Source organism: Microbulbifer mixtoriginis (SeqCode) (assembly GCF_052466765.1).
In genome coordinates this window covers 85,857-99,866 of sequence record NZ_CP174289.1, presented here as the reverse complement: position 1 = coordinate 99,866, position 14,010 = coordinate 85,857, and the positions used below count along the sequence as shown (strand labels likewise).

General features: G+C 49.7%; 10 protein-coding genes. 1 reads left to right on the top strand and 9 read right to left on the bottom strand.

Annotated features, from left to right (window positions below):
- Nucleotides 1–6 precede the first annotated feature (6 nt).
- Nucleotides 7–1,680, top strand: a complete 1,674-nt coding sequence (locus ACJJIV_RS00455) for a BCCT family transporter (protein WP_444890328.1) — start codon at nt 7–9, stop codon at nt 1,678–1,680.
- A gap of 52 nt (nt 1,681–1,732) precedes the next feature.
- On the opposite strand, the gene ACJJIV_RS00450 is transcribed toward ACJJIV_RS00455, so the two are convergent.
- The 9 genes from ACJJIV_RS00450 to thpD all read right to left on the bottom strand — a co-directional run bounded on the left by ACJJIV_RS00450 (nt 1,733) and on the right by thpD (nt 13,998).
- Nucleotides 1,733–2,446, bottom strand: coding sequence for a TorF family putative porin (locus tag ACJJIV_RS00450; protein ID WP_444890327.1), 714 nt, complete (start codon nt 2,444–2,446; stop codon nt 1,733–1,735).
- 63 nt (nt 2,447–2,509) lie between these two features.
- Complete coding sequence (locus ACJJIV_RS00445; protein ID WP_444890326.1) at nt 2,510–3,727, bottom strand: BCCT family transporter; 1,218 nt, start codon at nt 3,725–3,727, stop codon at nt 2,510–2,512.
- Nucleotides 3,728–3,850: 123 nt separating this feature from the next.
- On the bottom strand, nt 3,851–5,524 hold the full coding sequence (gene betA / locus ACJJIV_RS00440; RefSeq protein WP_444890325.1) for a choline dehydrogenase: 1,674 nt from the start codon (nt 5,522–5,524) through the stop codon (nt 3,851–3,853).
- 12 nt (nt 5,525–5,536) lie between these two features.
- Nucleotides 5,537–7,000, bottom strand: coding sequence for a betaine-aldehyde dehydrogenase (gene betB, locus ACJJIV_RS00435; protein ID WP_444890324.1), 1,464 nt, complete (start codon nt 6,998–7,000; stop codon nt 5,537–5,539).
- A 493-nt stretch (nt 7,001–7,493) separates the two neighbouring features.
- Nucleotides 7,494–8,912 carry a sodium/proline symporter gene (locus tag ACJJIV_RS00430; protein ID WP_444890323.1) on the bottom strand — a complete coding sequence of 473 codons (1,419 nt, stop codon included), beginning with the start codon at nt 8,910–8,912 and terminating at the stop codon, nt 7,494–7,496.
- Between the two features lie 147 nt (nt 8,913–9,059).
- Nucleotides 9,060–10,598: a molybdopterin-dependent oxidoreductase gene (locus tag ACJJIV_RS00425; RefSeq protein WP_444890322.1), complete on the bottom strand. Its 1,539-nt coding sequence runs from the start codon at nt 10,596–10,598 to the stop codon at nt 9,060–9,062.
- Nucleotides 10,599–10,672: 74 nt separating this feature from the next.
- Nucleotides 10,673–11,590, bottom strand: a complete 918-nt coding sequence (locus ACJJIV_RS00420) for a TPR end-of-group domain-containing protein (RefSeq protein WP_444890321.1) — start codon at nt 11,588–11,590, stop codon at nt 10,673–10,675.
- Nucleotides 11,575–13,005: an aspartate kinase gene (locus ACJJIV_RS00415; protein WP_444890320.1), complete on the bottom strand. Its 1,431-nt coding sequence runs from the start codon at nt 13,003–13,005 to the stop codon at nt 11,575–11,577. The genes ACJJIV_RS00420 and ACJJIV_RS00415 overlap by 16 nt, the downstream gene beginning before the upstream one ends.
- 75 nt (nt 13,006–13,080) lie before the next feature.
- The gene (gene thpD / locus ACJJIV_RS00410) at nt 13,081–13,998 is read right to left on the bottom strand and encodes an ectoine hydroxylase (protein WP_444890319.1); all 918 of its coding nucleotides are present in this window, start codon (nt 13,996–13,998) and stop codon (nt 13,081–13,083) included.
- Nucleotides 13,999–14,010 lie beyond the last annotated feature (12 nt).

The window sequence follows — 14,010 nt, the reverse complement described above, 5'->3', positions numbered from 1 at the left end:
TAGTCGTTGAGTAAGGGGTCAAGAGAGCTGATTGATAAGCCCACTTTTTTTGGGGCAATCTTATTGTTACTGATAACGACAGTGCCGTTGATCTTGTTTCCAGATTTGGGCTCACTGTGGATTTTGGCGGCAAAGGAGTTTGTAACAGAACGTTTTGGTATTCTCTACCTTTTACTGGGAATAGGGTCGATTCTTTTTATGGCTTATATCGCTTTTAGTGATATAGGCCGCATCAAGCTTGGAAGTAAGAAGGAATCCCCTGAGTTCTCGACAGTTTCTTGGGTTGCCATGTTGCTAAGCTGTGGCATCGGCGCCTCCATTCTGTATTGGTCAATGGTTGAATGGGTTTACTATTATCAGCAACCGCCATTTCAGGTTGAAGCAAATACACCGGAAGCGGCCCGCTGGGCAGTCGCCTATGGCATATTCCACTGGGGTCCCCTGGCTTGGTCCATCTACCTAATCCCGGCGCTGCCAATCGCTTACTTTTACTATGTGCGCAGAAGTAGGGTATTAAAATTTAGCCAGGCTCTTGTCCCGGTGCTGGGTGAGCGCAGGGCCAGGGGTGCCACTGGAAAGCTTATTGATATCTCTTTGGTGTTCGGTATGTTGGGTGGCGTTGCTACCCGGTTGGGTATAGCTGCACCCTTAATCACCCAGGGGTTTCATGAGTTGTTAGGGTTACCTATTAGACTTGAGACACAAATAGCTGTACTTATACTCTGCGCTCTATTGTTTGGTTACAGTGCTTTTGTTGGTTTAAGGCGTGGGATCAAAACCTTTTCCAACTTTACTATGTGGCTTGCCCTATTATTATTGCTCTTTGTTCTTATTGCAGGGCCAACTCTATTTATACTCAATAATGGGCTGGAGACATTAGGACGGATGTTACACAGCTTCCTGCGAATGGCTACCTGGACTGAATCCTTCTCTTATTTTGAGCAACTTTCCTACTTTCGCTTTCCTCAACAGTGGACCGTTTTCTATTGGGCTTGGTGGTTAGTCTTCGCACCAAGCGTTGGCCTTTTTATCGCCCATATCTCTCGGGGGCGGACAATAAAAGAGATGATCATTGGTTCTATATTTTTTGGGACCCTCGGTTGTTTTCTTTTCTATATGGTGCTTGGCAACTATGGGGTATACCTACAGTTTTCTGGGAAGCTTGATCTGGTGCAGCTCCTAAACAACCAGGGAGCCAATGCCACTATTTTCGCCATACTGAAAACTTTGCCAGCAGGCCAGTGGGTTGTACTGGTGTATACATTGATTGCACTGGTTTTTACTGCCATTACCTTTGATTCCATTTCCCATATCCTCGCCTCAGTTGTGCAAAAGGAGGTTGATACAGAGCCTCTTCGCTGGAACCGAATTTTTTGGGCATTTGCCTTGGCATTACTGCCGGTTGCCTTAATGATACTGGGTGGATTCGAAGCGTTATTGGCGGCGAGCATTATTGCAGGCATCCCTCTATTATTAGTTGCTCTATTACTTTGCCTCTCAATCGTTAAAGTTGCACGGCATGACTTGGGCTCCCACCCAACTCTAATTGAAAAGGAAATAGTTCTTGAAAAGCTATCTGCAAAGGGGCCATGGAGCCAAGAAGAGGCGGGCGAGCAAGATGGAGCCACTTTAGGGGGTTCTGGAAACGCTAAACAGGGAAGTGCGGGGGAGAGGTCTTAGGATTTTAAGAGTGAGAATACCGGGGCACAGGCCCCGGTATAAACTTCTAGCCTTACAGGCTGAAAGTGCGAGCGACAGAGAAGACGATACGCTCGTCAGCCGTGTCCCAATCCAGATTGGTATTCTCGGCGGCAATATTGAAATCAAAACCGTTTAGAGAAGTCATGTATTCTACACGGTAGTGGTTGTAGGATTTTTTATTATTGCCCCAACTCCAGTTGTCCAAATTTGTAGAGGTAGAGCGGTCCACACTGAAACGAACGTTATGCCCCTCTGCAAATTCAAAAGTGTGAGCCAGCATCATAATGTAGTGGCTGCCGCCCAGACCAAAGTAGTCCCAGCTGTACCAGCCATTCACTTCGGACTCGCCCAGGTTGGAGCTATAACCCAGCTTGGTATAGGCTTCTGGGTAGTCATAGTTTCTAGAGACATCCTTATCACCATGATAGGTGTAGTAAGCAATACCAGTATCCAGACTTACCTTGTCATTAAGTTGTAAGAATTTGCCAGCGTAGAAATCTAGCTCGAGATTGACGTCATCACCTACAAAATCCACATTGGAAGCCCAGGAGCCAATGTACCAACCATTATCGAAGCCGTAGTCCAGGCTTGCCTGCAGGGCTGGGTCGCTTTTGGTCTGGCTAACACCATTAAAGGTGTAGTCGGTGGTCAGATTTACAGTAGAAGACAGCTCTGCTTGGGATTGCTGAGCAAGTACCAGCAGGGAAGCACAAGTGAGTGCAGAAAGTTTCAACGTCGATTTCATTGTTAAATTACCGCTTATTTATATTTTGTAGCCCCCACCAAAGAGGGTGGGGGATTTCAACAGTTAGCTCGCCAGTTCGATCTTGTTAAAGTCGATTTTGTTTTCTTTAGGCGAGGAGTCGATAGCTGCTACCGCTCTGAAGCGCTTCACCAGGATGTAACCCAGGCAGCAGAAGAAGATGCCAATCACCAGAGCGCCGATCCACTGGATTTGCAGGAAGTCCAGCTTGAACAACAGGGTGAGCAGGCTCATTGCAGCCAGGTTCAGCACGAAGTACTTCCACTTGCCCAGGCGCGCAACGGTCATGCCCAGATTGTCGGTGTACAGGCGAATCAGGGAATCCAGCGAGTTGATCACGAAGGTAATACCCACAATCACCATAGCCAGGTTGTAGAAGCCACTGGTATCCAGGCCTTGGCTGGAGTAGTAGTAGAGCACGGTGAACCAGAGTGCGATGGGGATGGATGGGAAAATCAGCATCGCCGCCAGCACTTGGTAAGTGCGTAGGCCGCCCACAAAGCGGGAGGTAAACTGGCCGATCATAATGCTCCAGGCAAACCACCAGAACAGGTAAAACTCGTGGTAATCATTTAACGGCAGCACGAACTGGTGGATGTTGCCAAAGTAACCGCCGAGCATCGCAAAAGTGGAGGCGAAGTCGCCAACGCTACCGTTTTCACCGGTAAAGGCGCCTACCCACATGACCGCGATCAAGCCAATAAACATCCAGGTAGTTGCCAGGCTGAGGAAGCGCACATAGCGCAGGCTGGTAGATGAGTAGACCGCTGCGGCGATCACTGCAAATACGATCAGGTAGAAGGTGCCCACAATGGTTTCACCATCACCAACTTGCGGCAGATACCAGGGCAAGTTGCTAAGCAGCAAGTAAGCGGTAAAGGCGCAGGTTCCGATAATCACCACATTGTTGATCAGTTTTACTGGTCCCAACTCAAAGAACTTAACTTTGGGTTCGATAATGCAGAAGTAAAAACAGGTGAGGAAGTAGAAGCCCCAGATCAGGAAGGCCCAAAAACCAAACTCAATCGCGAGTGGGTTGGTGAAACCATATTCTGGGCTATTGGCCAAGTCTGCGTAGCCACCGAACTCGGTGAGAGGGAACATGATCAGGCCTACATCGAGGCCGGAGGTGAAAAGGATCGCTATAAAAGTGAAGGTTTTGACCGGGGTTACCCCGACCATCTTCACATTTCCCCATTTAATCAGCGAGAAAATTATTGCCGTGAAGGTAAATAATAATCCCGCGGAAAGCCAAGCTGTCATGCTGAGTCTCCAGCTAGTTATTGGTATGCCGGCGCCCCCAGAGGGCATTGCTGTGCGAGATTTGAATATCCCCGTCGCGTTTGAAGGGGGCAGTCAAATCTCTGCCAGAGCGCCGACGTAAATTCAGCTCACTGAGCGCGCAGGGCGGCCAGGTCGCTGAGTGCTGGTAGCCTTGGTCGCTACCGGTGCCTCGGAGGGCGCCAATACGGGGCGCCCTAAAATCAGGTCAGCAGCCCGCTCCGCCACCATAATGGTGGGCGCATTCAGATTGCCGTTGGGAATGGTTGGAAAGATGGAGGAATCTACAACTCTCAAGCCCTGTAAACCGTGTACACGGGTTTCCGGGTCTACCACTGCCATTGCATCAGTGCCCATCTTGCAGGAGCAGGATGGGTGGTAAGCACTCTCGACGGATTCCCGTACGAAAGCGTCAATTTGTTCATCAGTCTGAATATCGGTGCCGGGCTGGATTTCATCGCCTCGGTATTCGTCGAAAGCCGGCTGATTGATAATCTCGCGAGTCAGTCGCACACAAGCGCGGAAACCCTCGATATCTTCTTTCTCCTGTAAATAATTAAACAGGATGGAAGGGGATTGCTTAGGATCACTGCTCACCACTTTGACCCTACCGCGACTCTTGGGCTTGTTGTGCCCGATATGCACCTGGAAGCCGTGGCCATCGAAAGCTTCGCGGCCGTCATAGCGCATGGCTGCTGGCAGGAAGTGATATTGCAGGTCCGGCCACTCCACGTTTTCTTTGGAGCGAATAAAACCGCAGGACTCGAAATGGTTGGTGGCTCCGAGGCCATCCTTCTTCAGTATCCAACGAGCGCCGATCAGGAATTTATTCCAGGGGTCGAGCTTGCCATTCAGGGAAATCGGCTGGTTACAGCGGAACTGGAAATAGAATTCCAGGTGGTCCTGCAAGTTTTGGCCGACGCCGGGGAGTTCGTGTTGGAGTTCGATACCGGCTTCTGCCAGTGTGTCGGGATCTCCGATTCCGGAGAGCTGAAGAAGGTGAGGGGAGCCGATGGGACCTGCGCTGAGGATGACGTCCTGTTGCGCCTTGAATTCCAGGATCTTTCCCTTGCGTTCAAGTTTGATTCCGACCGCCCGTTTATCTTCCAGAATCACCTTATGCACAGTGGCGTGGGTCAATACCGTCAAATTGGAGCGCTGCATGGCTGGCTTCAGGTAGGCGTTGGCAGTAGACCAGCGCTTTCCATCTTTTACCGTCATATGCATGGGGCCAAAGCCCTCTTGCTGCTCACCATTGTAATCTGCGGTGTAGTCGTAGCCAGCTTCTTTACCGGCTTCGATAAAGGCTCCATAAAGGGGGTTGGCCATTTCGTTGCCGTTATTGACCCCTAGTGGACCTTCGTCGCCACGGTAATCGTCACCGCCAAAAGCCCAGGTCTCAGAGCGCTTGAAGTAGGGCAGACAGTGGGCATAGTCCCAGCCTTCGGCGCCGTGCTGTGCCCACTCATCAAAGTCTTTGGCGTGCCCGCGTACGTAAACCATCCCGTTAATCGAGGAAGAGCCACCGAGCACCTTGCCTCTGGGGCAATGCATGCTGCGGTTGTCCAGGTACGGCTCTGGCTCAGTCATAAACTGCCAGGCGTACTTGTCGGTATTCATGGGAATAGATAGTGCGGTGGGCATCTGGATAAAGATGCTGCGATCGCTGCCCCCGGTCTCTACCAGGAGGACTTTTTTATCTTCCTGGGCAGACAGGCGGTTGGCCAGAACGCAACCGGCAGAGCCGGCGCCGACAATGATGTAGTCAAACTCACTCATACAGGGTACCGCTTAAAATGGACTTTCCAGTGGTGCCAGGCCCACATACACCGCTTTTAGCTGGGTATAGTGGTTCAGGGTCGCAAGTCCATTTTCGCGTCCGATTCCGGATAACTTGTATCCGCCTACCGGCATTTCTGCCGGGGAAGCGCCGTAGGCATTAATCCAGCAGATACCCGCTTGCATCTGGTGGATAACACGGTGGGCGCGAGTGATATCACGGGTAAATACGCCGGCGGCGAGGCCCAATCGGGTATCGTTAGCGCGGCGGATCACTTCGTCTTCATCATCAAAGACCAGTACCGACATTACCGGGCCGAAGATCTCTTCGCGGCAGATGGTCATATCGTCATGACAGTCGGTGAATACGGTGGGAGCAACGAAGTAACCGTTAGGTGAATTCTCCGGGGAGAGGGTGTGGCCGCCGCAGAACAAGGTCGCGCCTTCCTCTTTACCCTTGCTGATGTAGTCCATCACCAGTTGCTGGTGCTTGGCAGAAATCAGCGCGCCGAAGTTGGTGTCCGGATTCATCGGATCACCGGCAATAATATTTTGCTCAACACGCTGTTTCAGGCGAGCGAGGAACTGATCATGAATGCTGCGGTGTACAAATACCCGGGTGCCGTTGGTGCAGATTTCGCCCTGGGTGTAGAAGTTGCCCAGCATGGCAGCAGAAACGGCTTGCTCCAGGTCGGCATCATCAAAGATCACCAGCGGGGACTTGCCTCCCAGCTCCATGGTGACTTCTTTCAGGTTGGAAGCCGCTGCGGCCATCACTTTCTTGCCGGTACCCACTTCGCCGGTAAAGGAAACCTTGGCGATATCCGGGTGGTTAGTCAGCCAGGCACCCACGGTGCCATCGCCCTGGATTACGTTGAAAACACCCGGGGGCATGCCCGCTTCAATAAAGATTTCAGCCAACTTCAGAGCGCCTTGGGGGGTCTCTTCGGAAGGTTTGAAGATCATGGCGTTACCGCAGGCCAGGGCCGGGGCGGCTTTCCAGCAAGCGATTTGTAAGGGGTAGTTCCAGGCACCGATTCCGGCGCAGATGCCCAGGGGCTCGCGGCGGGTGTAGTAGAAGTCCTCACCGACTTGCTGCTGATTGCCCTCAATGCCTGCAGCCAGGCCGGCAAAGAATTCTATGGAGTCGGCCCCAGTCACCACGTCCACAACACTAGCTTCCTGCCAGGGCTTACCGGTATCAGCCACTTCGATAGCCGCTAGTTCATCGTTGCGCTCGCGCAACAGTGCTACTGCTTTCAGCAGGATGCGACTGCGTTCGACCGGTATCATCGCTGACCACTGGGCAAAACCGCGTTTGGCACTCTCTATGGTTTCTGTGAGTACCTTCTCGTCGGCAACCTCAACCTGGTAGCTGACCTCGTTGGTAGCCGGGTTGAACACGTCAAAACATTCACCGCTTTCGTTTGCCAGGTAGCGGCCGTCTACAAAATTCCGTTGTTTGTCCAGTGACATCTGTCTCTCCATACTGCTTTAACAGAGGGTCAGTCGGTTATTTGTTAGCGATGGGGCAGGGCGGTAAATAGCCGTCCAGTGACCCATTGGCCATCGCAAAAAAATGGGCTGGTCTGACGTAGACTTTTGTGCCAAATCGTCAGGCTCCAGCCCCGGCCCGACGGTCAAATGTCGGGCTATATGGCACAAAATATAACATATTTTTAATTTGAACTCTAATTGTTAGCACTCAATGCAACAAAACCGACAGGTTCACAGGGGGTTTATATTTCTGCAATTTGAGAGAAAAACCCTTGATACAAGGATAAAAACCGAGCTGAATTGGGCCAAAAATCTCATTTGAACTCTACAAAAAGAACTGTGCAAATTTTAACCTATCCTTAGGGCGCAAACTCAAACGTGACTTCGATAGCTCGGCATTAGATGCCAGGGTGGGGGAAGTTGAAAGCCGTAATGCTGAGTGACTAGGGGAGGGATAGCCTCCCCTTGGAACTTAACTATTTACTTCGCGCAAAGGCGATGGCTGGGGGAGAAAATTAGCCAAATAAAACACAATCAGACCCAAGGCTATACCAGGTAAGCCCTCATAAATCAGGCTATGAAGGTCCAGTATTCTCCAGGCGATTGCTGTCGTAAACCCAACGGTTACAGCGGCAATAGAGGTCGCTTGTGAGGGTCTTCCTCCAAAACAAAGCACCAGCAATAGGGGGCCAAATGCGCTGGCGAGGCCAGACCAGGCAAAGATCACCATATTGAAGACGCTTTGGTTGTTGGCAAGCGCCAGAAGTAGTGCGCCCCCAGTAATAACAACAGTTATGAGCTTAAGAAACCAAGTCTTCTCAATCTTACGGGGAAGAATATCGTGAGTAATGGCTGCGGAGCAGCTAAGAAGCAGTGAATCTGCAGTGGACATGGTTGCAGCAAAGATACCAGCCAGGATCAACCCAACTACGATTGGTGGCAGCAATTCTATGGCCATGGTCGGCAATGCTAGCTCAGCATCAAAGCTGCCGGAATCGGCGATGAAAACCCTGGATAGCAAGCCGACCCCTGTGGCCATGGAGTAAAAGAGAACAAACCACAGGTAGTACCAGCCCCGCGCCGTGCGCATTTTGCCGGGATCACTCAGAGTCATGAAGCGGACCATTATGTGGGGCTGGCCAATCACAGATAGCCCCGCAATCCCCCAACTGATGACAAAAATAACGAGCCCGCCCCAACCAGAAAAGGTCAGATCTTGGGGAAACCAGTTCGTAAATCCCTCGACGGCTTGCATTTGCCCCATTGCACTTGAGACACCTCCCAGGCTGGTAAGGGCTACGGCTAGAAGTGTGCCCATAGCGACGATCATAACAATCGACTGTGCAGCATCAGTCCAAATTGAAGCGCGTATGCCGCCGGCCAGGCAATAAAGACATACCAGCAACGCCCCAACCACAGCGCCAGACCAGAGAGGCCAGTCCAGTAGTACATGTAGCGCCTTACTGCCGGCAACCATCTGTGCTGATGCATAAGTGAGCAAGAATAGTAAAGATATGATACCTATAATCCGCTGTAGGGCAGAATGATTTTGCCCATACCAATTGCTAAGCACGCCGGCATAGCTGACTTCACCACTTGAGTCAGTGGCAGTTCTTATTCTTTTGTGTACATAAAGTGAAGCAATAAAGTCACCAGCGATCCAGCCCACCATTAACCAGATAGAAGCGAACCCGGTCATGTAGGTATAACCAATAACCCCGATGAACATATAACCGCTATTGTTAGTCGCCACTGCCGACAGGCCTACTAACCAGGGGGGAACTCCACTGCTAGCCAGGTAATAATCGGCCTTGGTGTTGCGACTAAAAAGCGCTGAGAATACACCTACCAGCACGAATAATAATAAAAACCCAACAAATGAATAAACCAATGATAATCCTTATTTTAGCAATTTTTGTTTTTATTTTTGAAACACAAATTTCGTACGTATTTACGCTCTAGTTTTTGTTGTTTTATTTAACACATCAATTAGTTACATCATATAAACAATGTACTCGGAATACATTTGACCATCTCACTATTTTGTAGCCTCCTCAATATAAGTTGCCAAAGAATTAATCTGCTCTTTCGTCATCAAGTCATTGTATGCTGGCATAGCGCCAACGCCATTGGTAACAGCGTTTTTCACGCTTTCTGCATTAGGTTTTAATTCATTAAGGTTGGGACCAATAAGGCCCTCAGAGCCGGCATCTTTCAAGGTATGGCAAGCTCCACAAGAAGGTTGAGACTCGAGGTAGATTTGCTTTCCGGCTTGACCCTCTGCAGATAAAGAGACCGATTCACGCTCTGGGGGGGTGCTTTCTTCTTTCACCATATGTTGATCGGTTGCTGCAACTTTCTCCTTGGGTAACTCACCCAACAGGTTTACCGTAAGTGCTGCATCTAGCCAGCCGTTGTGCGCATAGCCGCGTTCGTTCTCTACACGTTCTTTAGGTTGGATATCCCCTTGGGTATCTGTGGCGCGCGAGACGATGGTGTGCGGACCCTTTGGTAAATTCACGGTATAAGAAAAAACTCGCCAAGCGTTAGGGCCGAGGTCCAGATCCTCTAGCGCTGCATCCTGCCAGGTTTTGCCCATATCGAGCGAGACTTCTACTTTCCTCACGCCGCGTTCACCAGAAAGCGCAACACCGTAGAAAGTCACCTCTCCAGCTAGAGCTGGGGTATTGTCCGCACCCGGGCCATTTACCCAAGACTTTACAGGCATACGCCACATGCTTGGGTAGTCTGGGCCAGGGGGAGCGCCAATGGGTCTAAGGCGGTAACCCGTTTTTTGGATTTTGGCCTCGGATTCTTGCGGTGCGCAGGTGAGAGTCTTAACGTACTTAATATTGTTACAGCCGAAATAACCAGGAACGATGAGCCGTAAGGGGCCACCATGCAGTAGCGGTATTGGTGCGCCATTCATTTCCCAAGCCAATATAGTATCGTCCAATGCCTTCTTGATAGGGATTGATCGCTCTACGACCAGATCATTGCGCTCCATCCCCTCAGGAATGACCTCACCTCCAGTGGCGGTCAAAAAGTTCATGCCTGCATCCACACCGCCAAAATGATCAAACAGGGTTTTCAGCCGAACGCCTGTCCAAATTGCGCAACCGGCTGCGCCAACTCCCCATTTAGAGCCTGCCGGTTCATGCTCGAAAAAAGCGCGGCCGTTACCTGTACATTGAATAACTGCACCGACGGCATCTAAACCCAGCCCTTTCAGCTCTGCTACAGAGATAGCAATGGGCTGCTTTACGCCTTTGACTTCAAGCACCCAAGTGTCCGGTCGTTCAACAATCTGGGGGGAGGGCAATGGCAAATTGTTGCGCACAAAAAACCGGGCCTCAGGGGTAATAGCGCTCATGCCCATCAAAGACCGACGGGTTTCTATTGTCAGTGGGTTAACCCCATGAATAATGAAATTTTTGGGATTAACTCCACTTGGCAGTTTGGCTGTTGATGATGGAGTAAGGGCAACACTTGCAGAGGGTGCCAGTAAGGCGCCTGTAGCTGCGGTCATGGCTCTTAGAAAGCCACGGCGGCTTTCATCAAGGCTTGATTCACTCATGGCTTTATTGATCCGCGTATTGATACTTGAGCTCACATAGTCTTATAGCTTTAAAATGCCAAGGTGACAGCTTGCTAAGTATCTTTTTCGCGGCTATGTGGCGGTGGGGTTTGAGCAATAACCTTGTCTAGATCCTTGAAAACGTCACTTACCGCCAGTGGCTGTAAGGCATTGTCACTGAGAATTTCATCCCGATAACTTTCTCGCCTCTTAATGGCCTCAGCCAGATACCGTAGAGCTTCATCAAACTGCTCCATAGCCGTATAGGCACAAGCTAGCTGGTAGAAGGCATGGCTGTTATCTGGATCAATACCTAGGGCTTGCTGACAAAGATTTGCAGCCCATTGGGGTTCGTTCAACTCCAGCACTGCATCAGCTTTGTATGTCAATGCTTCAACATCTTCATGACGAAGACGCAGAATCTCATCATAGATCGCAATTTTGTTGGCGATTGAGGATTCCTGTTGAGCCCGCAGCCAAAGAGATTGTACTTCTTGAGTCAGCTCAATTTCTTCGCGATTCTCTTCAATGTGCTGGGTCTTTTGTTGTAATTGACTCTCTATGATCTCCAGACGTTTTTCATATTCTTGAACCAGCTTTGATATCTCCTCATCCGCTAGGGAGTGCACACGCTCTTTAATATCTTGTAGCGATCGCCAACCCACTAAGACCAATATGGAAGTGGCGGCAGCTATGAGATAGAAGAAGTAGGTGACCGTATCGGTTGCGTAGGCTACGGCTCGATCGACAGAGTTGTGTTCACGATCGACAATTTGCTGTATCAACTCTTGTTTAGCTTTGGCTTGGTCGATACGCAACTGTTTGATTTCATCCAGCACATACCGCTCTATAAATGGTGTATATAGCGGCTTCTGTAAAGATTCCACCTCTTTCTGCGCACTGTCTTCTTTATTCGCTTCCGTTTCCTGGGAAACGGAAGCCGGGGAAAGTAAAAGAAAAGTCAAAAAACAGGTGTTTAGGAGGCGAGGCATATCGCGGTCCCATGATCATAAACCTCAACCAGTGCCTCATGAAGTGTTCTAATGGCAGTGTCATAATCTGGTTCACTAACAACAAACTGCATGTCCACATGCCGCATAGAGTGGTGCATGGCGAGTACTGAAATATCGTTGGAAGCCAGTGATTGAACCGCTTTTGCCAGCACGCCGGGGATTTGCATATCGCTCCCGATAGCGGAAACAATAGCCACTTTCCTTTGGTTCAATTCTGCTTCCGGGAAACGTTCTTCCAGAGATGCCTGTATACGCTTGATGGTTTTCAGATTAGTCGCCAAAAAGTGGGTTAGGGTATTGGCGTTGGTATTTTTAGACACAATATGCGCCTTGTACCTTTTAATTACCGTAAGCACTTCCCGATCATAATCGTGGATCGTGCCTGCCATATCCTGATCAAAAAGTTCCAGCGCATAGACACCTTTACAACCAGCAATAATCTCCACACAGGGCGAATCGCTCACATAGTCACGGGTGATTAATGTTCCGGCGTGCTCTGGCTCAAAGGTATTCTTTACCCGGAGGGGGATATTCTTCTGGCGTAAACCCTTTGCCGCCTTGGGATGAATTGCCTCCATACCCAAATTGGCCAGTTGATCGGCCACATCGTAATTTGTACGACCGATAGGCACAGCGTTATCCGGTCCAACTAGGCGAGGGTCTGCACTGCTCAAGTGGAACTCTTTGTGGATCACTGCCTCTTTGGCTCCTGTGAGTACAGCAAGGCGGCTAAAGGTCATTTCACTATAACCCCGGTCAAAGGAAATAAGCAGACCTTTATCGCTGTGAGCGTAACCGGTAACAATCGGTAACTGTTGATTCAAGTCGATGTTGGCAAAGGCATCACGAATGCGCTCATCCAGTGGTATATGCCTGCTGGTACGCCAGCCCGTTAGATCTACAAAACACGCATTGACTCCATCCCGCTGCAGCAGTTTTGATGTATTCCAAGCGCTATGAGCCTCGCCAAGGCTGGCAAGCATTTCTCTTACTGTTCCCAGGTGGGCATCTAGAGAGAAGTGGCCATGCTGGCAGAGGCTTTGTAAATCTCGAAGACACTTTTTAGCCCCTTCCAGGCGCTCATCCAAGAAGAGGTTGGCCTCCTTGAGTAAGTCAGTGTCACCAAATAGACGATCGTTGATCTGTCGCAGTTGTGTGCGAAGCTCACCAAACTTCACCAGCCAGCTATCATCCTCAATACTGCTGGAAAAGAGGCCATAAATACCAGGCTGGCCACTCTTTTTATGCTCTAGAAGTAGATCGGTGATACCACCATAAGCTGAAACTACAAAAACACGATTGTAGAGCCTTTTGGAGTCACCTTTAATAATGTTGTCCCGGACAGATTCATAGTCCGACATTGAGGTGCCACCAATCTTTTCTATCGTATGCATTGTCTCTTACTGGTCCTTTCTTTCCCTTGATAACGGCGTATCCAATGGGTGAATGCCACTGGATTGAGTTTCATATCAGATAATAGAAATCGATTTCCTCGTGCAGATATGTTCTGGCCGTGGTGGGAGGCTACAAAATGGGTCTTCTACCTTATTGCTCAATGCATTAAAGACAAAAAACAAGTTGGATCTCGGGTATGGGCTAATATTGCTGCTGGAGCCGTGCATCAGGTTGCAATCAAACACGACTAAACTACCGGGTTTGCCTGTAACAGATATTATGCCCCCTTCAGATACCAGCCTGCATAGATGATCATCTGATGGAATTCCGAGCTCTTGTTTTTTCAAAGAGCTTAAATAATGCCCCTCAGGGGTTTCACCATCACAGCCGATGTAGTGATGGTGGGACTTTGGAATGAGCATTAATGGGCCGTTGTAATTCCGGCTTTCGGTTAAGATTACGGATACACTGAGAGCGCGCATGCGCGGCATTCCATCCTCGACATGCCAAGTTTCAAAGTCAGAATGCCAATAGAAATCCTTGCCACGAAATCCAGGTTTATAGTTCGCCCGAGATTGATGGATATAAACCTCATCATCCAAAATATATCTTGCGATATTTGATATCCGGTTATCCCTTGAAAGCTTCCTGAATAGGCTGCTGCGTTCATGAATTCGAAATATCGAGCGCACCTCTTCACTTTCTAACTCCGTAATGAGTTCATCAGAGCTGCGGATGTCATTGTCTTCCTTGAGGGTATTCAGCTCTTTTTGAAAGACCTGAACCTCCCTCTCAGAAAATACATTTTCAAGAACGATATATCCCTGCTGCCTGTAGGCATCCACCTGCTCAAGATCCAGCGGGGGAGGGGGATTTGGCCCACCGTAAACTACTGGATCTCTACGCCGTGTTACTCGACCTGCGACTCCTCGTTTTCTGGAGGGGTACATATCATTTCTGAGCGAATGGATGCGTTCTAGCAGGTACTTCATTTCAGCTGCTGT

Coding starts and splice junctions, on each gene's coding strand:
- thpD (WP_444890319.1), bottom strand. CDS start 13,998: ATGAAGTACCTGCTAGAACGCATCCATTCGCTCAGAAATGATATGTAC.
- ACJJIV_RS00425 (WP_444890322.1), bottom strand. CDS start 10,598: ATGAGTGAATCAAGCCTTGATGAAAGCCGCCGTGGCTTTCTAAGAGCC.
- betA (WP_444890325.1), bottom strand. CDS start 5,524: ATGAGTGAGTTTGACTACATCATTGTCGGCGCCGGCTCTGCCGGTTGC.
- ACJJIV_RS00445 (WP_444890326.1), bottom strand. CDS start 3,727: ATGACAGCTTGGCTTTCCGCGGGATTATTATTTACCTTCACGGCAATA.
- ACJJIV_RS00415 (WP_444890320.1), bottom strand. CDS start 13,005: ATGCATACGATAGAAAAGATTGGTGGCACCTCAATGTCGGACTATGAA.
- ACJJIV_RS00420 (WP_444890321.1), bottom strand. CDS start 11,590: ATGCCTCGCCTCCTAAACACCTGTTTTTTGACTTTTCTTTTACTTTCC.
- betB (WP_444890324.1), bottom strand. CDS start 7,000: ATGTCACTGGACAAACAACGGAATTTTGTAGACGGCCGCTACCTGGCA.
- ACJJIV_RS00450 (WP_444890327.1), bottom strand. CDS start 2,446: ATGAAATCGACGTTGAAACTTTCTGCACTCACTTGTGCTTCCCTGCTG.